We start from the raw sequence: 23,189 nt of genomic DNA on the forward strand, positions 1-23,189 counted from the left end.
CGCCCCTAGCGTCACTGTGTGCCCTGCACCGGGCCCCAACCCTCCACGATCGAAGGATCCACAGTGAAGATCTCCCGAATCGCACGAATCGGCGCCATCGGCGCCGTCGCCGCTCTCGCACTCGCCGGCTGTGCCGCGAACGAAGGCGGCACCGGCGGCTCCACCGACGAGTCCAGCGAGTCCACGCTCTCCGGCACGATCGACGCGACCGGCGCGTCCTCCCAGACCGCAGCCCAGGAGGCCTGGGTCGCCGCGTTCCAGACCGCCAACCCCGACGTGACCGTCAACTACGAGCCCACCGGCTCCGGCACGGGCCGCGAGAACTTCCTCGAGGGCGGCAGCAACTTCATCGGCTCCGACCGCGCATTCAACGACGAGGAGATCGCCGCCGGCGGCTTCGGCGCCTGCACGACCGACGACATCGTCGAGGTCCCGCTCTACATCTCGCCCGTCGCGGTCGCGTTCAACCTCGAGGGCATCGACACCCTGAACCTCGACGCCGCGACCATCGCGGGCATCTTCGCCGGCACCATCACCAACTGGAACGACGCCGCGATCGCCGCTCTCAACGAGGGCGTCGAGCTGCCCGACCTGGCGATCTCGCCCGTGCACCGCTCCGACCCGTCCGGCACGCAGGAGACCTTCGCGAAGTACCTCAGCGCGACCGCTCCCGACGTGTGGACCTACGAGGTCTCGGACGAGTGGCCGATCCAGGGCGGCGAGGCCGCTCAGGGCACCTCGGGCGTGAAGCAGGCCATCACCGCCGGCAACGGCGCCATCGGCTTCCTCGACGCCTCGCAGGCGGACGGCCTCGGCCAGGTCGCCGTGGGCGTCGGCGAGGAGTTCGTGCCCTACTCGGCCGAGGCCGCAGCGAAGCTCGTCGAGGCCTCGCCGCTCGCCGAGGGCCGCGGCGAGGGCGACCTCGTCTTCGACGTCGACCCGGCCTCCGCCGCGGACGGCGCCTACCCGATCGCCCTGGTCAGCTACCTCATCGGCTGCGAGCAGTACGAGGACAGCAACGTCGCGGAGCTCGTGAAGGCCTACTTCACGTACATCGCGAGCGCCGAGGGCCAGGACGCCGCCGCGGAGAACGCCGGCAGCGCCCCGATCTCGGACGGCCTGCGCGAGCAGGTCCAGGCCGCGATCGACCTGATCCAGGTCGGCTGATCCCGCCGATCCGCTGACACGGTGCCCCCGCGTCCCGACACGGACGCGGGGGCTCCGCCGGGTCAGCACCCGATCCATCTCCACCCGGCCCGAAACAGGGAGATCATGAGCACGACCGCGCAGGAGCCCACCACGGCACCGGCACCGACCCCGGCGCCGCCCGCACCGATCAAGGCCAAGCAGCGACTCGGCGACCGGGTGTTCTCCGGCACCGCACTCGGAGCGGGGATCATCATCCTCGTCGTGCTCGCCCTCGTCGCCGCGTTCCTCATCATCCAGAGCCTCCCGGCCTTCCAGCTCGACACCACCGACAACCACATCCTGCGCGGCGAATCCTTCTGGGCCTATGTCTGGCCGCTCGTCTTCGGCACGCTGTGGGCCTCGTTCATCGCCCTGATCATCGCGGCCCCCATCGCCATCGGCATCGCGCTGTTCATCTCGCACTACGCGCACCGCCGACTCGCGGCCGTACTCGGCTACATCATCGACCTGCTCGCGGCCGTGCCGTCCGTGGTCTTCGGCCTGTGGGGCGGACTCGTGCTCGCCCCGCTGCTCCAGCCGATCTACGTCTGGCTGAACGACAACGCCTCCTGGGTGCCCTTCTTCGGCGGTCAGGTCTCCGCCACGGGCAAGACCATCCTCACCGCGGCCCTCGTCCTCGCCGTGATGTGCATCCCGATCATGACCGCCATCTGCCGCGAGGTCTTCCTGCAGACGCCGAAGCTGCACGAGGAGGCCGCCCTGGCCCTCGGCGCCACCCGCTGGGAGATGGTGCGCATGGCCGTGCTCCCCTTCGCCCGCGGCGGCATGGTCTCCGCCGCGATGCTCGCGCTCGGGCGGGCCCTGGGCGAGACCATGGCCGTGACCATGGTGCTCTCCCCCTCGGCGGTCGTGAGCTTCCTGGTGCTCACCGCCACGAACCCCACGCCGATCCCCGCGAACATCGCCCTCGCCTTCCCCGAGGCGCACGGCACGGGCGTCAACACGCTCATCGCGACCGGCCTCATCCTCTTCGTCGTGACCTTCGCGGTCAACGCCGTGGCGCGCTGGATCGTCGCCCGCCGCGCCGAGTTCTCTGGAGCGAACTGACATGACCGTCCTCACCAGCGCTCCCCCCGCGCCGAGCGCCTCCCTCACCTCCGGCCGCCTCCCGAAGTGGGCGCCGTGGGCCCTGCTCGGCGTCTCGTTCGCGGTCTCGGCGGCCGTGTTCGGCGTCGCCGCGGCGGGGTCGGACACGCCGCTCGCCGACTTCAACATCGCGGGCACCGTGATCGTCGGCATCCTGCTCTACATGGTGATCATCACGGTGATCTCGTCGATCGCCGAGAGCCGCCGCAAGGCCGTGGACCGGCTCATGACGGCCCTCGTCGCCACCGCCTTCCTGATCGCGCTGCTGCCGCTCGTGTCGCTGCTGTGGACCGTGGTGGCGAACGGCATCGAACGCTTCGACGCCGAGTTCTTCAGCTACTCCATGCGCAACGTGGTCGGCGACGGCGGCGGCATCGTGCACGCCATCTGGGGCACCGTGCTGATCACCCTGACGGCCACGATCATCTCGGTCCCGATCGGGCTCATGACCTCGATCTACCTGGTCGAGTACGGGCGCGGGAAGATCGCGAAGGCCATCACGTTCTTCGTCGACGTGATGACGGGCATCCCGTCGATCGTCGCCGGTCTGTTCATCTACGCCGTGTTCGCGCTGCTGCTGCGACCGGGCATCTCGATGGGCTTCATGGGCGCGCTCGCCCTCGCCGTGCTGATGACCCCGGTCGTCGTCCGCGGCAGCGAGGAACTGCTGCGCATCGTCCCGAACGAACTGCGTGAGGCCTCCTACGCGCTGGGCGTGCCGAAGTGGCTGACGATCCTCAAGGTCGTGCTGCCCACCTCCATCGCCGGCATCATGACCTCGGTCATGCTCGCGATCTCCCGCGTGATCGGTGAGACCGCCCCGCTGCTGCTGACCGCCGGCTTCACGCAGAGCCTCAACACGAACATCTTCGACGGTCAGATGATGACCCTGCCGGTGTTCGCCTACAACCAGTACATGAACCAGGGCACCAACCCCGACGCCGCGGTCGCGCGCGCCTGGGCCGCCGCCCTCACCCTCATCCTCATCGTCATGGTGCTGAACCTCCTCGCGCGTCTGATCGCGAAGTGGTTCGCCCCGAAACTCTCCGGCCGCTGAGCCCGAACCTCAGAACAGGAAACCCCGTGTCCAAGAGCATCGAAGTCAACGACCTCAACGTCTACTACGGCAACTTCCTCGCCGTCGAAGGCGTCTCCCTCGACATCCAGCCGCGCAGCGTGACGGCGTTCATCGGCCCCTCCGGCTGTGGCAAGTCCACCTTCCTGCGCACACTCAACCGCATGCACGAGGTCATCCCCGGCGCCCGCGTCGAAGGAGAGGTGCTGCTCGACGGCAAGGACCTGTACGGCGCCGGCGTCGACCCGGTGCTCGTGCGCCGCCAGGTGGGCATGGTGTTCCAGCGCCCCAACCCGTTCCCCACGATGTCGATCAAGGAGAACGTGCTCGCGGGCGTCAAGCTCAACAACAGCCGCATGTCCAAGAGCGACCAGGACGACCTGGTCGAGAAGTCGCTCACCGGCGCGAACCTCTGGAACGAGGTCAAGGACCGGCTCGACCGCCCCGGCTCCGGCCTCTCCGGCGGTCAGCAGCAGCGTCTGTGCATCGCCCGCGCGATCGCGGTGTCGCCCGAGGTGCTGCTGATGGACGAGCCGTGCTCGGCGCTCGACCCCATCTCGACGTACGCGATCGAGGAGCTGATCGGCGAGCTCAAGAACGAGTTCACGATCGTGATCGTGACCCACAACATGCAGCAGGCGAGCCGTGTCTCGGACAAGACGGCGTTCTTCAACATCGCCGGCACCGGCAAGCCCGGCAAGCTCATCGAGTACGACGACACGACGTCGATCTTCACCACGCCGTCGGTGCAGGCGACGGAGGACTACGTCTCCGGCCGCTTCGGCTGAACCGCCGGTACGACAAGGGCCCGGGTGCGACGGCACCCGGGCCCCTCCGCGTCTGCGGCCTCAGTCGCGCGGCGAGAGCAGGTACGCGTTGAGCTCGTCCGTGAGCGCGGCATCCACCGGCAGCGGCACACCGTCGACCGCGGTGATGGCCGCCGCGAGACGCACGCTCGACACCAGCCACGCCGCATCGGCCCGGGTGAGGTCGCCCGCGGGGATGCGGTCGTAGCCGACCTCGAAGCCGCGCGCGCTGAGGTGGTCATACACGCTGAGCTGTGTGGTGCCGTGCAGGATCCCGCCGTTCGGCGCCGGGGTCGTGAACCGGTCGCCGAAGCGCAGGAGGAGCGAGGCCGTCGGCGCCTCCAGCACGAAGCCGTCGCTCGAGAGGAACACCGCGTCGTCGGCCCCGCGCCGCTTGGCCTCGCGCAGCGCCGCCATGTTCACCGCGTACGACAGGGTCTTGGCGCCCAGCAGCAGCCACGGCGCCCGCTCGGCGGCACCGAGGTCGTACCCGCGGTCGAGCGTGACCACCTTCACGCCGTCGCGGCGCACGGCGGAGAAGTCCGCGGCGGGAGCGGCCGTGACCCAGGCGGTGGGTGTGGGTCCGTGCTCCACGCCGCGGCTGAGGATCAGCTTGATGACCGACTCCCCCGCGCCGAGCTGCGCCGCGGCCCGCTGCACCGCCTGCCGCCACTGCTCGAGGTTCGGCTCGGGGAGGTCGCACAGTCGCGCGGAGTGTGCCAGTCGCTCCAGGTGCGGCACGACCTCCTGCGCATGACCGTCGACCACGCCGATCGACTCGAACACGCCGTCCCCCCGCTGGGTGCTCAGCTCGCCGACACTCAGGGCCGGAGCCGTGGCGTCGACCTGCGTGAACGTGCCGGTGTAGTCGTCGCGCTGCTCGTCGGCGGCGACGGGGTCGAGCATGAGGGCGAAGCGTCGGGTCATGCCACGAGCCTAGAACGCCGGGAATACCTGTCGCGCGCTCGCGTTACACTGGAGTGGCCGGGCCGCATAACCCCGGGCTCCAATTTTCGCCGCTGCGAGCGGCCTTCCGCCGAGAGGCGTTCTTGCGGCCCGGTCTTTCTCTGTCCGGGCGCCGGCCGCGGCGCTGTCAGGCCAGCGCGCCCATCCGCCACAGCGCCGCCGAGGCCGAGAGGTCCTGCGCGTACGTGCTCAACCGCAGCGCCCGCGTGGTCAGCTCGCTCGCGCGCTCCGGCTCCGTCACCTCGTAGTCGTCCGCGGTGTGCGTCGCGCCCGAGGACTGCACGCGGCAGAACGCCGCCGCCCGGTCGAGCGCCACCGCGAAATCGCCCCGGAAGGCGCCGCGCAGGATCGTGTCGATCAGCGCGACCAGCTCGTCCGGGCTCGCCGGCACCGGGGCACCCGCCACCACGGCGTCGGCGGAGGGCAGCTCGACGCGCCCCCGGTCGTACAGGAGCGCGGCGGTGCGCGGGTCGCCGTGGATCGCCAGCTGCAGCACGTACAGGCGCCAGAGCGACCCCGGCAGCGTGCGCGACGGCGCGGTGGACCACAGCTCCGCGATCTCGTCGATGCCGTGCTCGCGCGTGAACGCGATCAGCCGTTCCACGCTCGCGCCGGTCTCGTCCTCGCGCACGCGCGTCAGCAGCGCGGAGGCCGTGGCGTGCGCGACCCTGCTCTCCTCCGCGGGGTCGCTCGACCCCACGATGTTGTCGAACGCGTGGGAGGGGCGGCGCACGGGCCGGTGGTGCTGCTCGGGCATCCCTCCAGGGTACGCCCGCCGCCGCGGCTCAGGCCGTGGGGATGACGATGACCGGATCCGTGGTGGGCTGCCCGGACGGCGAGCCGCCCTCCTGCTCCACGGTCACCGCGATCGCGTCACCCGCCCGCATCTCGCCCTCGAGCAGCGCGGTCGCCGCGCCGTCCTCCGGGTCGAACACACCGGCCGCGATCGGCTCCTCGCCGCGCACGAACCACAGCTCGTACGTCTTGCCGGCGTCGGTCTCGGGCAGACCGTCCGTCACGAGCACGGCCTTGCCGACCGAGCCCGACCAGTGGGCGGTGGCCGTGGCCCCGCCGTCGAGCTCGACCGTGGCCTGCTGCGCATCGCCCGCGGCCTCGATCTCCTGCAGCGCCACGACGCTGGCGGGACGGGTGAGCTGTGCGTTGAGCGCCACCGCTCCGATGCCGACGCCGACCAGCAGCGCCAGGCACGCGGCGAGCGCGAAGGCCAGGCGGGTCCAGCGGCGCGGCCTGCGGACGGCGGGCTCCTCGGGGCCACCGGCGGACGCGACCCCGGGGGTGCTCCCCGCGGTGTCGTGCGCGTCAGTGTCGTGTGGGTCGGTGTCGCCCTGCGGCGTCCGGGCGATCTGGGCGAGCAGAGCCGCACGAACGCCGGGCGGCGGGGCGACCGGAGTCACGCCCTCACCCAGCAGCGCGACGCTGTCCGCGTCGACGTCTGCCACGGCCGCCCACTCCGGATGCTCCACGAGCGCCCGGCGGTACCGGTTCTCGTCGTCGGCGGACAGCGCGTGGAGCGCGGCACCCGCCGCGAGTTCCGCGAAGTCCTTCTCGTTCATGCCGTCACCCCCATCGCCGTGCGGAGACGGGTCAGTCCGTCTCTCATCCGTGTCTTGATCGTCCCCAGCGGCGCCCCCACGAGCGCCGAAATCTCGTTCTGACTGTAACCGCCGTAGTAGGCCAGGACGAGCGCCTCCCGCTGCGCGTCAGGAAGCCCTGACAGCGCCGCGACGACCCGCTCTCCCTCGATGCCCAGCTCCACCCGCTCCGCGACACTGTCGTGCGCGACACCGAGGTCTTTGAAGCCGGCTCGCACATCGCGGTCGGCGCTCGACTGCGATGCCCGCACCCGGTCGACGGCCCGTCGATGGGCGATGGTCATCACCCAGGTTCGTCCCTGTCCTCTGTTCGGAGCGAACCGCGAAGCGGATTGCCAGATCTCCAGGAACACCTCCTGGAGCACCTCCTCGCTCTGCGCGCGGTTGACCAGCACGCGGAGGATGAGGCCGAAGACCCGCGGGGACAGGGAGTCGTACAGCTCGGCGAAGGCAGCCTGATCACCGGACGCGACGCGGACGAGGAGGTCGGCGACGGCATCCTGCGGCGCTGCCCCGTCCTCCGGGACGTCCATCCCGTCGATGACCATCTCCATAAGCATGCCGTATCTCCTCCCCGTTCCCGTGCAGACGTCACCCGAATGTGAAGGAATAGACCTCGACACCGGCCGGGACCTCGAGCGTGAGCGTTCCCTTCGCGATGTCGCCCTGCTCGACCAGGCCGTACGAGCGAGGCGTCCCGTCGATCGCGATGGTCTGCTCCTCACCGTCCTGATCGCGCACCACGACCTCACCCGAGCCCGCCACGACCATCCGCACCTCCCCCGCGCGATACTCCAGGCGGATGCGTCCGTCGTCGCTCGCCGGGGTCACGTACTGCGTCTCGACCGTCCAGTCGCCGTCCAGCGCGAAGCTGTCGTCGGGCTGGTCCTTCGGGAACGAGAAGCTGCCCTCACCGCGGCGGTACTCGTCCCCGCCGCCGTAGTTCACGTCCTTCGACGAGCCGAGGAAGGTCTCCCGTGTCGTCGAGCCGAGCTCCGGCGTCTCGTCCTTCACGTCCGTCGCCGGCGGCAGCTGCACGTCCGGATCCGCGTCTTGCAGCAGCTCCCGGATCATCGACTCCGTCGCCGCGTAGTTGCCCTCGCCGAAGGAGATGTGGCGCACGGTGCCGTCCGCGTCGATCAGGTAGTGCGCCGGCCAGTAACGGTTGCGGTAGTTCGTCCAGGTCGACAGGGTGTTGTCGAGCGCGACGGGATACGCGATGCCGAAGTCGCGCACGCCCGCGGCGACGTTGCCCGGATCCTTCTCGAACGCATACTCCGGCGAGTGGATCCCGATGACCTGCAGTCCGGCGTCGCGGTACGCCTCGTCCCAGGCCACCACGTGCGGGATCGACCGCTGGCAGTTGATGCACGAGTACGCCCAGAAGTCGATCAGCACGACCTGCCCCCGCAGGTCCTTCAGGTCGATCGCCTCGCCGTCGGGCGTGTTCAGCCACTGCTGGATGCCCTTGATCGACGGGGCAGTGCCGCACGACTCGAGCTCGGTCGCACCGTTCGTGCACTGGTCGAGGTCCTTGTTCTCGTCGTTGACCAGGCCACCGAGGTCCAGCGCGTCCTGCACCTGCTCGGAGTCGGCGATCTGCTCCTGCAGCGGAGCCGTGTAGTCGGGAAGGAGCCGCTGCAGCGCCTGCGGTACGTTGAACACGAGCCCCACAGCGAGTGCGATCATGGCGATGCCGGCGGCGATGCGCAGTGCGCGCTCCTTCGACCGGAAGGCGCGGATGCGCTCCACCACGCTGCGACCCGCGAGCGCGAACACCAGCAGCGGGACGGCCACGCCGATCGCGAACGACACCGTGAGGAGCACCGTGCCCACGCCGATCTGGCCGGTCGAGCCCGCCACGATGATCGCCGCGAGGACCGGTCCGGCGCACGGCACGAACACCGCGCCGAGGGCCAGTCCGACACCGAAGCCGTTGCCCCGGTTCTTCACCTCGCGCTGCCCGAAGCGCTGGAACGGCCGCTCCAGGAGGTGCTGGAACCGCGGCACGATCAGGCCGACGCCGATCACGACCAGCACCGCGATGCCCACCCAGCGGATGATGTCCTGCGGCAGGTTCAGCAGACCCAGGATCAGCGAACCCACGAGCGTCACCAGCGTGAAGCTGAGCACGAGGCCCGCGATCACGAAGTACGGGCGGCTGCGCCGGGCGGGCACCGCCTCTCCGTCGTAGGCCGCCGACTGCGCGCCGCCGGTGAGGAAGATCACCGGGAGCACGGGCAGGATGCACGGCGAGATGCCGGTGATGAGCCCGCCGAGCAGGCCGATGATGATCAGGTCCATGAGGTCCTCGCTTCTGTCAGGCTCTGTTCGCTCCGGGCCGCCCAATGGATTGGATCGGACCCCGCGAGGGAGGATTCGCGAACTTTTTCCGAATTCGTCCCATCCGATCCCGAGACGGTTCCGAACACCGGTCAACGCCACGGAGAGGCCGTGGCCGGAGTTTCGAAGGAGCTCGACATGTTCAGCACCAAGAAGAAGGTCACCGCAGCAGTCACCCTGGGTCTGGCGAGCGCATTCCTGCTCTCCGCGTGTTCCATGGGCAGCGGCAGCACGACGGAGGAGTCGTCGGAGCCCAAGGCCCCCGAGACGTCGGAGTCGACGCCGATGGAGATGGACCCCGCCGCGAACCTCGTGGGCCCGGGCTGCGCGGCCTACGCCGAAGAGGTCCCGGACGGCGCCGGTTCCATCCAGGGCATGTCGCAGGACCCGGTCGCGGTCGCCGCGTCGAACAACCCGATGCTGACCACGCTGGTGGCCGCGGTGAGCGGCCAGCTCAACCCCGACGTGAACCTGGTCGACACGCTCAACGGTGACGAGTTCACCGTGTTCGCGCCGGTCGACGACGCGTTCGCGAAGATCGACCCCGCCACGATCGAGGCCCTGAAGACCGACAGCGCGACGCTGACGTCGATCCTCACCTACCACGTGGTGCCCGGCCAGATCGAGCCGGCCGACATCGCCGGCATGCACACGACCGTGCAGGGCGCGGACCTCGAGGTGACCGGCAGCGGTGACCAGTGGATGGTCAACGACGCCAACGTCATCTGCGGCGGCGTGCAGACCGCGAACGCGACCGTGTACCTGATCGACTCGGTCCTGATGCCCCCGGCGCAGTAAGCGCGGGGAGGTGCCGGGCGACCCGACCGGCACACGGCCTTCTCTGATCGGGAGGAGTCAGGGAAGGTGAAAGGGCCGTCGGCGAGCTGTGCGCCGACGGCCCTTCGTCGTGCGCCCTAGACTGGGAGCACGGGCCTCTAGCTCAGTTGGCAGAGCATCGGACTTTTAATCCGCGGGTCGTGGGTTCGAGCCCCACGGGGCCCACCGTCATTCCTCCGTCGCCACCCCTGCGGGTGCGTGCGGCGTCACGACCGTGGCCAGGTCGATGCGACGGGCACCGGGACGGTCGGCATCCCGGTAGGGCGCGAGCAACTCCGTCAGTCCGCTCTGGATCGTCGCGAGGTCGGCCTCGGTGACGTGCAGGGGCGTCTGACCGAAGCCGACGAAGCTCCGGGCTGCTGGGTCGGGGTCGGCAAGGAAGCGATCGAAGCCCGCCCCGAGCTCCCCCAGGAACGTCAGGAACGCGCTGCGGAGCCGTGCGTCGTCCATCGCGCCGAGCTCGTCCTGGTCCACGTGGGCCATACGGTCGCCGAGCGCGAGCGTGCGTTCGATCGCTCCGCGGATGCGTCGCTCCTGCACGACCGCGAGGATGCCGGCGTCGACGAGCGCCGACACGTGGCGGTACAGCGTGGCCTGCGTCACGTCGGGCAGGGCCTGGCGGAGCTCGGCCGTGGTGAGTTCCCGTCCGCCGAACTGCTGCACGATGCGCAGCCGGACGGGGTGCAGGACGACGTCGGCGATCGGGGCGGATCGGGTCACGTGCGCTCCATTGTTCTCATGATGATAATGTTCTCAACGACAACCCCATCGTACGTCGAGAGGAGCGTCCATGACGCACCCACCCCTGCGCGGTCCCGCCATCGAGGTCACCGCTCTCACGAAGCGCTACGGCGAGCTCACCGCGGTCGACGGCGTCTCCTTCCGCGCCGAGCCCGGCCGTGTGACCGGGTTCCTCGGGCCCAACGGCGCCGGCAAGTCCACGACACTGCGCATGATGCTCGGCCTCGTCCGTCCCGACGCGGGCACGGCACGGTTCGACGGCGTCACCTATCGCGCCCTCGCCCGACCGAGCGGCACCGTCGGGGCCGTGCTCGACCTCGCCGCGGCGCACCCTGCGACGTCCGCCCGCGACCACCTGCGCACCTATGCCGCCCTTGGCGGGCACCGCGCGCAGCGCGTCACGGAGGTGCTCGCCCTCACCGGCCTGCACGAGGCGGCCGACCGCCGCGTCAGCGGCTTCTCCACCGGCATGCGCCAGCGGCTCGCCCTGGCCACCGCGCAGCTCGGCGAGCCGCACGCCCTGCTGCTCGACGAGCCGTCGAACGGCCTCGACCCGGCCGGCATCGCCTGGCTGCGTGCCTTCCTCCGCGACTTCGCGTCCCGCGGCGGAACCGTCGTGCTCTCCAGCCACGTGCTCAGCGAGGTGCAGCACAGCATCGACGACCTCGTGGTCATCGACCGCGGCCAGGTCGCCTGGACCGGGGCCGCGGCGGAGTTCACCGCCGACGGTCGCACGCTCGAAGAGGCGTTCCTCGCCCACACCCACGAAGGGATCGTCCGATGAACCTGCTCCGTGGCGAGGCCGTCCGCCTCCTCTCCACCCGGCTCCCCCTGTGGGCCCTGGTCGCCGCGGTCGCGAGCGGGGCGGGGCTGACCGGGCTGCTCGCCCTGATCGGCCCCGAGAACGCCACGCCTCCGCTCCCGGGAATCGACACCGACCAGGGCGTGGGCTTCGTGGTCGGCCTGAGCGGTCTGACCCTCTTCCTGCCGGCACTCATCGGCACGATCGCGATCACGAGCGAGTTCCGCCACCGGACCATCGGAGCGACCTTCCTCGCCGCACCGCGTCGAGGACGTTTGCTGGCCGCGAAGCTCGGGATCTTCGTCCTGCTCGGGCTCGGCTACGGGGTCGCGATGGCGCTGTCGGCCGGACTCGCCCTGCTCGGCGCGGCGGCCCTGCGCGGAGCGACGCTGGGCGTGACCGCGGGGACCCTCGGGATCATGCTCACCCAGCTCGCCCTCGCGGCAGCGGTGTACACGGTCCTGGGAGTCGCAATCGGTGCGCTCGCGCGCCACCAGCTGCTCGCCATCGGGATCGTGGTCGGCTACTTCTACCTCCTGGAACCGGTGCTCATGCTCGTGCCGGGGGCGAACCTCGTGTACCCGTACCTCCCGGGGGGTGCGACGGCCGCGCTGATGGACTTCACGCTCCTCACCGATACCCTCGCGGAGCAGGTGCCCCTCGCCGCCTCCGTGCTCGTGGCGCCCGTGGTCGGAGCCGCGCTGCTCGGCGCCTATGCGCTGCTCGGGAGTCTCGCGGCCGTGCTCGTCCCGCTTCAGCGCGACCTCGCGTGAGCCCGCCCTCGTATCATCCGCGCGGCCTCCTGGCCACCCCCTGTCCGCGCTCCTGGCCCCCGAGAGAGGGTGATGGTGCGCCCGGATCCGGGCGACTCCCCCAGCGAAAGGACAGACGATGACTCTCAGCGGAAACCGCGTGGCGTTCCTGGCGACCGACGGCTTCGAGGACAGCGAGCTGACCAGCCCGTGGGAGGCCGTGACCGCGGAGGGCGCGAGTGCGACCATGATCGCCCCCGACGGCGCCGCCATCACCGGCAAGAACGGTCACGAGCAGGCGGTCGACCTGACCGCGGCCGATGCCTCCGCCGACCAGTTCGACGCGCTCGTCCTCCCGGGCGGCGTGGTGAACGCCGACCACCTGCGCATGGACGAGGCGTCCATCGCACTCGCCCGCTCCTTCTTCGAGCAGCACAAGCCGGTCGGGGTGATCTGCCACGGCGCCTGGATCCTGATCGAGGCGGGCGTGGTCGACGGCCGCACCCTCACGAGCTACCCCAGCCTGAAGACCGACCTGCGTAACGCGGGCGCGAGCTGGGTGGACGAGGAGGTCGTGGTCGACGAGGGCCTGGTCTCCAGCCGCACCCCCGACGACCTCCCCGCCTTCAACGCGAAGCTGGTCGAGGAGATCGGCGAGGGCAAGCACGCGGGACAGACCGCCTGACCCTCACCCGACGCGCGCCCGATGGCGCCGCACGGCCGCCCGGTTCGCGCACCTCACGGAGCAGAACCGCTGGCGGCCGTTGCGCGTCACATCGGCGACCACGTTGCGGCAGGGTGCGGCCTCGCAGCGTCCGAGCCGGTTCATGCCGCGCGTGACCAGGTGCAGCGCGGTGCCGAGGTTGATGGTCGCGCGCAGCACGAACGGCAACGACCGCACGTCGTCGCGGTAGTGCAGGTGCCACCCCTCGTCATCGTGGTCGACGAGTCGCGGATAGGCGCCGGCGGCGGCGAGCTGCGCGTTGAGCAGGGCGGCGCGCTCGTCGGGGTCGGGCGCATCGACGATGGCGAGCCAGTCGTCGATCACCGCCCGCACCGCGGCGTGGTCGCCGTCGGCGGGCGGGAAGGTCTGCGTCATCCCGAGGGCGAGCGTGCGCTCCTCGATGCCCTGCCGGTCGGCCGGCCAGTCGTTCGCCAGTGACGCGCCCAGCAGCACGGCGTATTCGCCGTAAGGGTTGAGATGCATAAGACCATTACATCACGCTGGTCCCATGACCGCCGCCGACACCCTCCCCGTCCCCCTCGTCCCGCCCGTCGACCGCCACGAGCACGCCTGGCTCGTGGAGTCGCGGCACCCCACCAGCGAGGGCGTCGTGCTCTACGTGCGCTGCCTCGACTGCGGCACGCGCCGGGTCGACGTCGCCGCGCATCCGCATCTCCCGCCGCGCGCGCTGAGCCGCCCCCTCGCCGCAGCTCCCGACGGCTCCGACGCCGCCGACGCCGACCAGCGATGAGGCCCCCGCGCCCCGCCCCGCTCAGGCCGTGAGGTCGATGAGCTTCTGCGTGGTGCGCAGGTTGCGGGCGGTTCCGGCCACCCCCAGGGCACGGTTGAGCACGCTCGTGGTGAGCTTCGTGGAGTGCACGCCGCCCTCGGCGTAATCGATCCACAGGTCCTGACCCACCAGCGCGATCCGCTCCCCTGGCACGAGTCGCTGCTCGAGCGCCGCGACCGCACCCGGCGCGGGCGGCCCCTCCAGGAACATCGCGTGCACGTACCTCGCCTCGCCGTCGGGGAACGGCTGCGCGGCCTCCGTCGCCACGAGCTCCGCGTGCGTGCGGTGGATGACGGGCGTGTCGACGCCGAACTCCTCCGCGATCAGGCGGCGCACCGTCGCGCGGGCCGCCTCGGGGTCGTCGGGCGTCGCGCAGAGGATGTTGCCGCTGGCGATGTAGGTCGACACAGCGGCGAGCTCCGTCCGCTCCTCCAGCACCTCGCGCAGTCGCGCCATCGGCACGCTGTTGCGCCCGCTCACGTTGACCGCGCGCAGCAGCAGGACGCTGCGACTCACGCGTCGCCGCTCTCGGCCAGCACCGCGCCGGCGTGCACGAGCTCGGCCAGCGCAGCCTCGCTCGAGCGGGCGGCCACCCCGGCGATCAGGTCGGTGAGGACGCGGACCCGCACGCCGTGCGCGATGGCATCCAGCGCGGAGGCGCGCACGCAGTGGTCCGTCGCGATGCCGACGACATCGGCCGACACGACTCCGGCGGCCGAGAGCACGGCCCCGGCGGTGTCGCCGTCGTCGGTGATGCCCTCGAACAGCGAATACGCGGGCACACCCTGCCCCTTGCGGACGTGGTGGGTGACCGCGGTCGTGTCGAGCAGCGGGTCGTAGTCCGCGCCCGCCGTGCCCGCGACGCAATGGGCCGGCCACGTGTCGACGAAGTCGGGCGAGCCGGAGAAGTGTCCGCCGTTGTCGCCGTCCGCATCGTGCCAGTCGCGGGAGGCGAGGATCACGTCGTAGTCGGCCGCGTGCACGGTGAGAAAGGCGGAGACGGCCTCGGCGACCGCGTCTCCCCCCTCCACCGCGAGCGCCCCGCCCTCCGTGAAGTCGTTCTGGACGTCGACGATGAGGAGTGCTCTGCTCATGCCTCGAGGGTACGCCGTGCGGGCGCCGTCGACCGGGCAGCGCTTGACCCTGTCATCGTGACAAGGTGTGGAATGGACGGCGGAGGCAACCATGACCGAACAGCATCCCCTCGACCCGGCGTCGAGACTGCGCGCTGCCCTGCAGTCGACCGCGTCCTCGGCGCGCCTGCAGGCCGCTCTCACGGCCGGCACCATGCCGAACCCCTGCTACATCGACGTGCTCGTCGAGCAGAGCGCGGTGGAGCCCGACTTCTTCGTGCGCGACATGCTCACGTGGGCACTCACCCGACACGACGCCGGGCCGACCGTGGACCGCCTCCTGCCGGAGCTGCGGTCACCCGTGGCGCAGGCCAGGAGCCAGGCCCTGCACACGCTGTCGAAGATCGGCGACCGTCGTGCCTGGCCCGCGGTGTCGCCCGAGCTGCTGCGCGACGGCGACCCCGAGGTCGCACGCGCGGCGTGGCGCGCCGCGGCGGGGCTCGTGCCGGACGAGGAGCGGCCGGCGCTCGCCCGGGAGCTGGCGACCCAGCTCGGGCGCGGCGACCGGGAGCTGCAGCGCAGCCTCAGTCGGGCCATCGCGATGCTCGACGACGCGGGGGCCGCCGTGGCCGCCGCTGCCGCACACGACGCCGACCCCGCCGTGCGCGCGCATGCCCTGGCGACCGCGCGGCTGATCGACGACCCCGACGACGACTTCGGCGCGGCGATCCGAGAGGCGCAGCGGATCGTGGCGCTGCAGGCGTCTCCCGCTCCCGCGGAGGGCTGAGGCGTGCTGATCGGCGAGGTCGCGGCGCGCTCGGGCATCAGCGCGCGCATGCTGCGGCACTACGACCGCATCGGCCTGCTGTCGCCCAGCGAACGCACCGCGGGCGGGTACCGGGACTATTCAGACGCGGATCTTCGCCGGCTGTTCCACATCGAGAACCTGCGCTCGCTCGGCCTCCCGCTCGCGGACATCCCCGCGGCTATCGCGGACGACGCCCGCGCGCCGTCCGACACGATCGAGCGGCTCCTGCATCGCACGCGCGCGCGGCTCGCGGTGCTCACCGAGCTGGCGGAGCGCCTCGAACAGGTGCGGTCGGGCGAACCGCGGGACTGGTCCGACGCCCTGCGCATGGTGGAGCTCCTGCGGGGCCTGGAGGTGCCGGACGCGTCCGCGCGGCAGACGCTCGCCCTCACCGCGGACGCCGACCACGCGTCCACAACCGTCCTCGTCGCGGCGCTGCTGCGGGAGGATGACCTCAACACCGCCGGGGCCCTGCTGTGGGCGGTCGCGCGGGCCGGGGACGACGCCGTGCCGACGCTGGAGCGAGGACTGCACGACGCCGAGGCCGCGCGTCGTCACCGCGCGATGCGCGCGCTGGAGAAGCTCGACACACCACGGGCGCGGGCCGCCCTCGGCGCGCCGATCGAGCACCCCGACCGGGAGATCGCGGCCGCGGCCGCCCGAGCGCGGGGCCGCGACGGGGACACGGCTGTGATTCCCCGGCTGGTGACGGACGTGGCAGCCGGGGTCGACGACGTCGCCGCCGCGGAGGTGCTCGAACGACTCGCGGAGGACCCCGCAGCCGCGCGGACCGTGGCCGAGCACGTGCAGCGTGCCGCCGACGGCGCCTCGGTCGTCGCGCGTCGCCGGCTCGCCGCCGCACTGGCGGGGGTTCGTGGCCTGAGCGCGGACGAGGCCCTGGGCGGATTCGCACGGGATGAGGATCGCGGGGTGGCGCTCACGGCGTCGGCACTCCTGGCACGGCGCACCTAGGCGTCGGTGCCGCGCCACGCCCGATGGCGCAGCTCCGCACACGCAGAAACCCCCGGGATCTCGAGGATCCCGGGGGTTTCACTGAGCCGCTTGTCAGAATCGAACTGACGACCTTTTCATTACGAGTGAAATGCTCTGCCGACTGAGCTAAAGCGGCGTGCGACGCGTGAGCGGCGCGATCACCGATATTACCCTGTCTCGGCCTCGCTCGCGAATCGAGCCCGCCCTCACTCGCAGCGCAGGCCGTCCTCGGGCACCACGTCGTCGAGCAGGAATCCCTCGACCGCGTCGTCGACGCAGGTGTTGCCCTTGTTGTAGCCGGTGTGCCCTTCGCCCACACGGGTGATCAGCACGCCCTCCTCCAGCTGGTTCGCGAGCGACTCGGACCACTCGTACGGCGTCGCCGGGTCATTGGTGGTACCGACGACGACGATGGGACCGGCGCCCTCCGCCGCGATCTCCCCGCGTGTCCCCGTCGGCGGATAGGGCCACACCTCGCAGGGGTCCGGGCCGGTCCAGTAGGGCGCGATCGTGGGTGCCCCCTCCGCGATCTTCGCGGTGATCGCCGCCTCGGCCGCCGGGTCGTCCTCCACCGGATAGTCCATGCAGTTGTACGCGCGGAAGGCCTCGCTGGAGTTGTCGATGTAGGTGCCGTTCTCCCGACCGTTGTAGAAGTCGGCGAGCACGAACGCGGTCGTGGGGTCGCCCTGCAGCGCCTCCTCCAGGGCCTGGGTGAGGTAGTCCCAGCTGTCCTGCGAGTACAGCGCGGCGATGATCGCGGTCATCAGCGCATCGGCGCCCATCAGCCGTCCGTCCCCGTTCTCGAGGGGCGTGCGGTCGGCGCTGGCCAGGAGCGCTCCGAGGTCGGCCATCGCCTCGTCGACCGAGCCGCTGAACGGGCAGTTGCCCGAATCGAGGCAGTTCTGCATGTACGCCCGCAGCGCCGACTCGAATCCCAGCGCCTGCGTGGCCCCGACCTCGAGTCCCGGGACGGCGGGGTCGATCGCCCCGTCGAGCACGAGGCGTCCGGCCTTCTCGGGGTAGAGCTGGGCGTAGGTGGCACCGAGGAACGTGCCGTACGAGTAGCCGAGGTAGTTGAGCTGCTTGTCTCCCAGCACCGCGCGGATCAGGTCCATGTCGCGGGCCGCGTTGACCGTGGTGATGTACGGCAGGATGCCATCGCTGTTGGCGTCGCACGCCTCAGCGAAGGCGCGATGCCCGTCGAGCAGCTCCTGCTCCCACTCGGCGCTCCCCCGCTGGGCCTCGGGGATGCCGTAGAGGTAGTCGTCCATCTCGGCGTCGTCGTAGCAGGTGACGGCCGTCGACCCGCCCACCCCGCGAGGGTCGAAGCCGATCACGTCGTAGTTCTCGACCAGTGCGGGGCCGACCGCATAGCCGAGGCTGCTGAGTACCAGGTCGACCCCGCTCGCGCCGGGCCCGCCGGGGTTCGTGAGGAGCGAGCCGACCGCGGTGCCCTCCGCGCGATGCCGCACCACCGCGAGCTGGATCTCGCCGGAGCCGGGGTTCTCCCAGTCGAGAGGCGCCGTGACGTCGGTGCACTCGAAGCCGGTGCCGCACTCCGTCCAGTCCAGCTTCTGGGAGTAGTAGGGCAGCAGGTCGGCCGCGACACCCTCGGTGTCCGGCTCCTTCTCGCCCGCCGGGCGTGCCGACTGCTCGGGGATCATCGCGTAGAGGCAGCCCGAGAGGGCGACCGAGGCGACGGCCAGTCCGGCGATGAGCGCGGCCGCGCGACGCAGGCGCGACAGGGGGCGAGTGTTCACGGTTTCCTCCCGCTCGTGACCGTCACGAGCAAGCTCTCCAGGGCGAGCAGCGGAGCGACGTTGCGCTCCAGCGACTGCCGGGTCTCGGCAAGGTGGTCGAGGACGACCAGGGTCCGGGCGACGGGCCATGCCGCCGCGAGATCGACGAGTTCGGGGCGCAGTTCGCTGTTGATGAGGTCGTCACTGCGCCCGAACTGGAGCATCACCACATCACGGAACAGCGACTGCATGTCCGTGAGCACGCGGTCGATGCCGTCGCGCAGACTCCGCGTGGCCCGCTTCTTCTGCTCGTCCTCCAGCGCGGACACCTGCGGGCGGAGCGCCGGCGGCACGGCCTGCCCCTCCGCCACGCCCACGGTGCGCAACAGCGCGGCCCGTTCGTTCGCGTCGCGCTCGGACGTGAGCGCCTTGGCGTCTTCGGTCGCCGCCTGGATGATGCGCCCGGCGACATCGACCGCGTCGTTCACACCGCGGACACCGATGACGGCGCGCAGCGTCTCTTCACGACGACGTCGTGCGGCGTCATCGGTGGCGAGCCGCTGGGCCATCCCGATGTGTCGCTGCGCGTGACGCGCCGCCTGCTCGGCGACCGCCTCATCGACCCCCGTGCGGAGGCTGATGAGTCGTGCCACATCGGCGACGTCGGGTTCCCGCAGCCGCAGCGACCGCACGCGTGAACGGATGGTGGGAAGCAGATCCGCCTCACTCGGCGCGCAGAGGATCCAGACCGTCTGCTCCGGGGGCTCCTCCAGAGCCTTGAGCAGCACGTTGGACGTGCGCTCCACCATGCGATCGGCGTCTTCGACGACGATGACGCGGTAGCGCCCGGCGGACGGGGCGAAGTACGAACGTTCGACCAGGGATCGCGCCTCCGCGATCGTGATGATGACTTTGTCGGTGCGCAGAGCCGTGACGTCGGGATGGGTGCCGGCGAGGACCTGGCGCATGGTGGCCTCGTCATCGGGACCCTCGGCGATCAGCGCCGCGGCGAACGCGTACGCGAGCGTCGACCGCCCCGACCCCGGCGGGCCGGTGATCAGCCAGGCGTGGGACAGGGCCGACGGATCGGCTGCGGCCGCGCGCAGCGTGTCGACCGCCGCGTCCTGGCCCCAGACGTCCGCCCAGGGGAATGCGGGGGCGAGAGTCGGGGGCATGTCCTCAGCCTAATCGGGACCGCCGACGCCGCGGGGACGTCTCCCGTCATCCGTGGTCGCAGCCGTCTTGGTGCGACCTGTGGAGGATCAGTCCAGGAGCTCAGCGACGCGAGCTCGGATCCGTTCCGCGATCGCCTCGGGCTGCTGTGCGGCATCGAGCACGAGGAAGCGCTCCGGCTCCGCGGCGGCCAGGTCGAGGTAGGCCTCGCGCACGCGCTCGTGGAACTCGGCCTGCTCGGCCTCAAGGCGGTCGAAGGGCTTGTCGGCCGAGTCGAGTCGGGTGCGCGCCGCGGCGGGGTCGAGGTCGAGCAGCACCGTGAGATCGGGAAGTGCGCCCTCGGCCGCCCACAGCGACAGGTCCCGCACCTCGGCCGGGTCGAGCACCCGACCGGCACCCTGGTAGGCGACGGACGAGTCGAGGTAGCGGTCCTGCAGCACGACCTCACCGCGCGCGAGCGCCGGGCGCACGACCGTCTCGACGTGATGCGCCCGATCGGCGGCGTACAGGAGGGCCTCGGCGCGCGGCGCGATGTCCCCGCGATGGTGCAACACGATCTCGCGGATCAGCGTGCCGACCTCGGATCCCCCCGGCTCCCTGGTGCGCACCACGGTGCGCCCGCTCTGCTCCAGCCAGTCGGCGAGAACGTTCGCCTGAGTGGTCTTGCCCGAGCCGTCCCCGCCTTCGAGAGTGATCCAGGCGCCGCGGCTCGCGGTCACGAGCCGGCCTTCTCCGCCGCCTTCGCCGCCGCGTTCGCCGCGCGCGTCGCCGCCGCCTTCTTCGCCGCGGCCGAGCGCGCCGCCGACGTGGAGCCCGCGGATTTCCCGGTCTTCTTCGCCGCCGCCGCCTTCGCCGTCGTGGCCTTTCCGTCGGCGCTCGCCTTCTTCGCCGGAGCCTTCTTCGCCGGAGCCTTCTTCGCGGCGGTACGCGAGCCGCGCTTGGGCGCAGGGCCCTTCGCGCGCTTGTCGGCCAGCATCTGCACGGCGATCTCGAACGTGATGTCCTCGGGCTTCTGGCCGCGCGGGATCGTGACGTTCGTCTCACCGTCGGTCACGTAGGGACCGAAGCGACCGTCGCGCACGCGGATGGGCTTCCCGCTCACGGGGTCGGCGTCGAACTCGGCCAGCGCGCTCGAGGCGCGACGACCTGCACCGTACTTCGGCTGGGCGTAGATCTCGAGGGCCTGGTCGAGCGTCACGTCGAAGATCTGCGACTCGCTCTCGAGCGACCGCGAATCGGTGCCCTTCTTCAGGTACGGGCCGAACCGGCCGTTCTGCGCGGTGATCTCGTCGCCGGACTCCGGGTCGACGCCGACCACCCGCGGGAGGCTCAGCAACTGGAGGGCCGTGTCGAGGTCGAGCGTGTCCACCGACATCGAGCGGAACAGCGAGGCGGTCCGCGGTTTGGGCGCCGTCTCCTTCTTCGCACCGCGCTTGGGCTTGGGAGCCTCGATGACCTCACCGGTCGCCTCGTCGACCGCGGCGTCATCCGAGACCGGGTCGTTCTCCTGCACGTACGGCCCGAACCGGCCGTCCTTGACGACGACGATCTTGCCGTTCTCCGGATTCGTGCCGAGCACGCGGTCCCCCGCCACCGGGGCGTCGATCAGCTCCTGCGCCTTCTCCGCCGTCAGCTCGTCGGGCGCCAGGTCCTCCGGCACGTTCACGATGCGCGGCTTCGCGTCCGGGTTCTCCGGATCCGTGACCTCCAGGTAGGGGCCGTACTTGCCGAAGCGCAGCGTCGCGGTGTCGGTGATGCGCGTGGAGTTCAGGGCCCGCGCGTCGATCTCACCGAGGTTGTCGACGACCTGCCGCAGTCCCACGTGCGACTCCGAGCCGAAGTAGAACGACTTGAGCCATTCCACGCGGTTCTGCTCGCCCCGGGCGATCGTGTCGAGGTCGTCCTCCAGCGCCGCGGTGAAGTCGTAGTCGACCAGCTCGGCGAAGTGCTCCTCGAGCAACCGCACCACGCTGAACGCCAGCCACGTGGGCACGAGCGCCTGTCCGCGCTTGACCGCGTAGCCACGGTCGAGGATGGTCTCCGGGATCGTGGCGAAGGTCGACGGACGACCGATGCCCTTCTCCTCCAGCACCTTGACCAGCGACGCCTCGGTGTAGCGCGGCTTCGGGGTCGTGCGGTGGCCCTTGGCCTCGGCGTGGGAGACGGCGAGCTCATCCCCGACGGCGACGGCCGGGAGCGACTGGTTCTCGGCGGCGTCCGCGTCGCCGCGCTTCTCGTCGCGACCCTCCTCGTAGGCCTCCAGGAAGCCCTTGAAGGTGTAGACGGTGCCGGATGCGGTGAACTCGGCCGTCTGGCCATCGGCATCCACGGCGATCGTGACGGTCGTCGTCTCGTACTTGGCGTCCGCCATCTGGCTCGCGACCGTGCGCTTCCAGATCAGGTCGTAGAGACGCTGCTCCTCGCGGTCGAGCTCGGAGGACAGCGACGACGGCGTGCGGAAGTTCTCGCCGGAGGGACGGATGGCCTCGTGGGCCTCCTGAGCGTTCTTGCTCTTCGACTTGTAGACACGGGGCTTGAGCGGCACCGCGCTGTCGCCGTAGAGGGCGACGGCCTGGCTCCGCGCCGCCTGCACCGCCTGGGTGCTCAGCGCCGTGGAGTCGGTACGCATATAGGTGATGTACCCCTTCTCGTACAGGCGCTGGGCGACGCTCATCGCCTGCTTGGCGCTCATCGAGAGCTTGCGACCGGCCTCCTGCTGCATGGTGGACGTCGTGAAGGGGGCGTACGGGCTCCGGGTGCCGGGCTTCGCCTCGACCTTGGTGACCGTTCCGGCTCCGGTGGCGTCGACGGCTCTGGCCAGGGCAGCAGCGCGTGCCTCGTCGAGCACGACGACGGCCTTCTTGAGCTTTCCGGTGTCGTCGAAGTCGGTGCCGCGGGCAAGCTGGCCCCCGTCAACCCGCACGAGGCGGATGCGGAACGAGGTACCGGTCGCGGCCGCGTCGGCGTCGACGTCCCAGTACTCAGCCGACACGAAGGCCATGCGCTCGCGCTCGCGGTCGACGATCAGACGCGTCGCCGCGGACTGCACCCGCCCGGCGGAGATCCCGGTCTTGACCTTGTACCAGAGCACCGGCGAGACGTCCCACCCGTACAGACGATCGAGGATACGGCGGGTCTCCTGCGCATCGACCAGGGCATGATCCAGCTCGCGCGTGTTCCCCACGGCGGCCTGGATCGCATCCTTGGTGATCTCGTGGAACACCATGCGCTTGACGGGCACCTTGGGCTTGAGGGTCTCGAGCAGGTGCCAGGCGATGGCCTCACCCTCGCGGTCCTCATCGGTGGCGAGCAGGAGTTCGTCGGCGCTCTTCAGCGCACGCTTCAGCTCGGCGACCGTCTTGGTCTTGCGGTCGGAGACGACGTAGTACGGGTCGAACCCGTTGTCGATGTCGATCGAGTACTTCCCGTACGCCTTCTTGTCGTCGGCGGGGATGTCCTTCTTGTCGGCGAGGTCGCGGATGTGGCCGACGGAGCTGAGCACCTCGTAGCCGTCGCCGAGGTATCCCTGAATAGACCGCATCTTCGTCGGGGACTCGACGATGACGAGCTTCTTGCCTTCAGCCAAGGGTGCGTCCTTTCTTCGAAGCACACCATACACACCGCTGTGCGGGGTACTTCACAGCGAGCGAGGGTCGCGC

The 23,189-nt window shown here is 70.8% G+C and carries 24 protein-coding genes and 2 tRNA genes; 12 read left to right on the forward strand and 14 right to left on the reverse strand.

What is annotated here, in order from left to right:
- Nucleotides 1-63: 63 nt before the first annotated feature.
- The 4 genes from KV394_RS00360 (at nt 64) to pstB (ending at nt 4,158) form a co-directional block, all read left to right on the forward strand.
- On the forward strand, nt 64-1,167 hold the full coding sequence (locus KV394_RS00360) for a phosphate ABC transporter substrate-binding protein PstS (protein ID WP_247982024.1): 1,104 nt from the start codon (nt 64-66) through the stop codon (nt 1,165-1,167).
- Nucleotides 1,168-1,272: 105 nt separating this feature from the next.
- Entirely contained in the window at nt 1,273-2,256 is a 984-nt protein-coding gene (gene pstC, locus KV394_RS00365) for a phosphate ABC transporter permease subunit PstC (protein WP_136031470.1), read from the forward strand.
- Nucleotide 2,257: 1 nt separating this feature from the next.
- Complete coding sequence (gene pstA / locus KV394_RS00370; protein ID WP_247982025.1) at nt 2,258-3,352, forward strand: phosphate ABC transporter permease PstA; 1,095 nt, start codon at nt 2,258-2,260, stop codon at nt 3,350-3,352.
- A gap of 26 nt (nt 3,353-3,378) precedes the next feature.
- Nucleotides 3,379-4,158: a phosphate ABC transporter ATP-binding protein PstB gene (pstB, locus tag KV394_RS00375; RefSeq protein ID WP_136031466.1), complete on the forward strand. Its 780-nt coding sequence runs from the start codon at nt 3,379-3,381 to the stop codon at nt 4,156-4,158.
- A 60-nt stretch (nt 4,159-4,218) separates the two neighbouring features.
- On the opposite strand, the gene KV394_RS00380 is transcribed toward pstB, so the two are convergent.
- From KV394_RS00380 to KV394_RS00400, 5 genes are all read right to left on the reverse strand, one after another.
- Nucleotides 4,219-5,103 (reverse strand): aminodeoxychorismate lyase, encoded by an 885-nt coding sequence (locus KV394_RS00380; RefSeq protein ID WP_136035811.1) that lies wholly within the window; start codon nt 5,101-5,103, stop codon nt 4,219-4,221.
- A gap of 166 nt (nt 5,104-5,269) precedes the next feature.
- Entirely contained in the window at nt 5,270-5,899 is a 630-nt protein-coding gene (locus tag KV394_RS00385) for a DNA-directed RNA polymerase subunit beta (RefSeq protein ID WP_247982026.1), read from the reverse strand.
- 28 nt (nt 5,900-5,927) lie between these two features.
- Nucleotides 5,928-6,716 carry an anti-sigma factor gene (locus tag KV394_RS00390; RefSeq protein WP_247982027.1) on the reverse strand — a complete coding sequence of 263 codons (789 nt, stop codon included), beginning with the start codon at nt 6,714-6,716 and terminating at the stop codon, nt 5,928-5,930.
- Nucleotides 6,713-7,315 (reverse strand): ECF RNA polymerase sigma factor SigK, encoded by a 603-nt coding sequence (sigK, locus tag KV394_RS00395; protein ID WP_247982028.1) that lies wholly within the window; start codon nt 7,313-7,315, stop codon nt 6,713-6,715. Before sigK ends, KV394_RS00390 begins: the two co-directional genes overlap by 4 nt.
- 31 nt (nt 7,316-7,346) lie before the next feature.
- Nucleotides 7,347-9,059, reverse strand: a complete 1,713-nt coding sequence (locus tag KV394_RS00400) for a cytochrome c biogenesis protein DipZ (protein WP_247982029.1) — start codon at nt 9,057-9,059, stop codon at nt 7,347-7,349.
- Nucleotides 9,060-9,236: 177 nt separating this feature from the next.
- Here KV394_RS00400 and KV394_RS00405 point away from each other — a divergent pair, with 177 nt between their 5' ends.
- Nucleotides 9,237-9,896, forward strand: a complete 660-nt coding sequence (locus KV394_RS00405; protein WP_136031456.1) for a fasciclin domain-containing protein — start codon at nt 9,237-9,239, stop codon at nt 9,894-9,896.
- A gap of 131 nt (nt 9,897-10,027) precedes the next feature.
- Nucleotides 10,028-10,100 (forward strand) — tRNA-Lys (locus KV394_RS00410).
- Nucleotides 10,101-10,103: 3 nt separating this feature from the next.
- Here the strand turns inward: KV394_RS00410 and KV394_RS00415 are convergent.
- On the reverse strand, nt 10,104-10,655 hold the full coding sequence (locus KV394_RS00415; RefSeq protein ID WP_247982030.1) for a helix-turn-helix domain-containing protein: 552 nt from the start codon (nt 10,653-10,655) through the stop codon (nt 10,104-10,106).
- A 70-nt stretch (nt 10,656-10,725) separates the two neighbouring features.
- Between KV394_RS00415 and KV394_RS00420 the strand changes: the two genes are divergently transcribed.
- From KV394_RS00420 to KV394_RS00430, 3 genes are all read left to right on the forward strand, one after another.
- Nucleotides 10,726-11,460: an ABC transporter ATP-binding protein gene (locus tag KV394_RS00420; protein ID WP_247982031.1), complete on the forward strand. Its 735-nt coding sequence runs from the start codon at nt 10,726-10,728 to the stop codon at nt 11,458-11,460.
- On the forward strand, nt 11,457-12,251 hold the full coding sequence (locus KV394_RS00425; protein ID WP_247982032.1) for an ABC transporter permease: 795 nt from the start codon (nt 11,457-11,459) through the stop codon (nt 12,249-12,251). Before KV394_RS00420 ends, KV394_RS00425 begins: the two co-directional genes overlap by 4 nt.
- A 118-nt stretch (nt 12,252-12,369) precedes the next feature.
- Nucleotides 12,370-12,915 carry a type 1 glutamine amidotransferase domain-containing protein gene (locus KV394_RS00430; protein ID WP_136031454.1) on the forward strand — a complete coding sequence of 182 codons (546 nt, stop codon included), beginning with the start codon at nt 12,370-12,372 and terminating at the stop codon, nt 12,913-12,915.
- A 3-nt stretch (nt 12,916-12,918) separates the two neighbouring features.
- On the opposite strand, the gene KV394_RS00435 is transcribed toward KV394_RS00430, so the two are convergent.
- The gene (locus KV394_RS00435; RefSeq protein ID WP_247982033.1) at nt 12,919-13,437 is read right to left on the reverse strand and encodes a CGNR zinc finger domain-containing protein; all 519 of its coding nucleotides are present in this window, start codon (nt 13,435-13,437) and stop codon (nt 12,919-12,921) included.
- Nucleotides 13,438-13,462: 25 nt separating this feature from the next.
- Between KV394_RS00435 and KV394_RS00440 the strand changes: the two genes are divergently transcribed.
- A complete protein-coding gene (locus KV394_RS00440) occupies nt 13,463-13,705 on the forward strand; it encodes a hypothetical protein (RefSeq protein ID WP_136031449.1) in 243 nt (80 codons plus the stop codon).
- A 21-nt stretch (nt 13,706-13,726) separates the two neighbouring features.
- On the opposite strand, the gene KV394_RS00445 is transcribed toward KV394_RS00440, so the two are convergent.
- On the reverse strand, nt 13,727-14,260 hold the full coding sequence (locus tag KV394_RS00445) for a DUF1697 domain-containing protein (RefSeq protein ID WP_136031447.1): 534 nt from the start codon (nt 14,258-14,260) through the stop codon (nt 13,727-13,729).
- On the reverse strand, nt 14,257-14,838 hold the full coding sequence (locus KV394_RS00450; protein ID WP_247982034.1) for an isochorismatase family protein: 582 nt from the start codon (nt 14,836-14,838) through the stop codon (nt 14,257-14,259). The genes KV394_RS00445 and KV394_RS00450 overlap by 4 nt, the downstream gene beginning before the upstream one ends.
- 91 nt (nt 14,839-14,929) lie before the next feature.
- Here KV394_RS00450 and KV394_RS00455 point away from each other — a divergent pair, with 91 nt between their 5' ends.
- Nucleotides 14,930-15,604, forward strand: coding sequence for a HEAT repeat domain-containing protein (locus tag KV394_RS00455; RefSeq protein WP_247982035.1), 675 nt, complete (start codon nt 14,930-14,932; stop codon nt 15,602-15,604).
- A 3-nt stretch (nt 15,605-15,607) separates the two neighbouring features.
- Complete coding sequence (locus KV394_RS00460; RefSeq protein ID WP_247982036.1) at nt 15,608-16,597, forward strand: MerR family DNA-binding transcriptional regulator; 990 nt, start codon at nt 15,608-15,610, stop codon at nt 16,595-16,597.
- An 84-nt stretch (nt 16,598-16,681) separates the two neighbouring features.
- Here the strand turns inward: KV394_RS00460 and KV394_RS00465 are convergent.
- The 5 genes from KV394_RS00465 to topA form a co-directional block, all read right to left on the reverse strand.
- A tRNA-Thr gene (locus KV394_RS00465) sits at nt 16,682-16,754 on the reverse strand.
- A 70-nt stretch (nt 16,755-16,824) separates the two neighbouring features.
- Nucleotides 16,825-18,378, reverse strand: coding sequence for an alpha/beta hydrolase (locus tag KV394_RS00470; RefSeq protein WP_247982037.1), 1,554 nt, complete (start codon nt 18,376-18,378; stop codon nt 16,825-16,827).
- Nucleotides 18,375-19,532: a DNA polymerase III subunit delta' gene (locus KV394_RS00475; protein WP_247982038.1), complete on the reverse strand. Its 1,158-nt coding sequence runs from the start codon at nt 19,530-19,532 to the stop codon at nt 18,375-18,377. The genes KV394_RS00470 and KV394_RS00475 overlap by 4 nt, the downstream gene beginning before the upstream one ends.
- A gap of 87 nt (nt 19,533-19,619) precedes the next feature.
- Nucleotides 19,620-20,249 carry a dTMP kinase gene (gene tmk, locus KV394_RS00480; protein WP_247982039.1) on the reverse strand — a complete coding sequence of 210 codons (630 nt, stop codon included), beginning with the start codon at nt 20,247-20,249 and terminating at the stop codon, nt 19,620-19,622.
- Nucleotides 20,246-23,116: a type I DNA topoisomerase gene (topA, locus tag KV394_RS00485; protein ID WP_247982040.1), complete on the reverse strand. Its 2,871-nt coding sequence runs from the start codon at nt 23,114-23,116 to the stop codon at nt 20,246-20,248. The genes tmk and topA overlap by 4 nt, the downstream gene beginning before the upstream one ends.
- Between the last annotated feature and the right edge of the window lie 73 nt (nt 23,117-23,189).

It is taken from the genome of Microbacterium sufflavum (assembly GCF_023101165.1).
Classification (GTDB): domain Bacteria; phylum Actinomycetota; class Actinomycetes; order Actinomycetales; family Microbacteriaceae; genus Microbacterium; species Microbacterium sufflavum.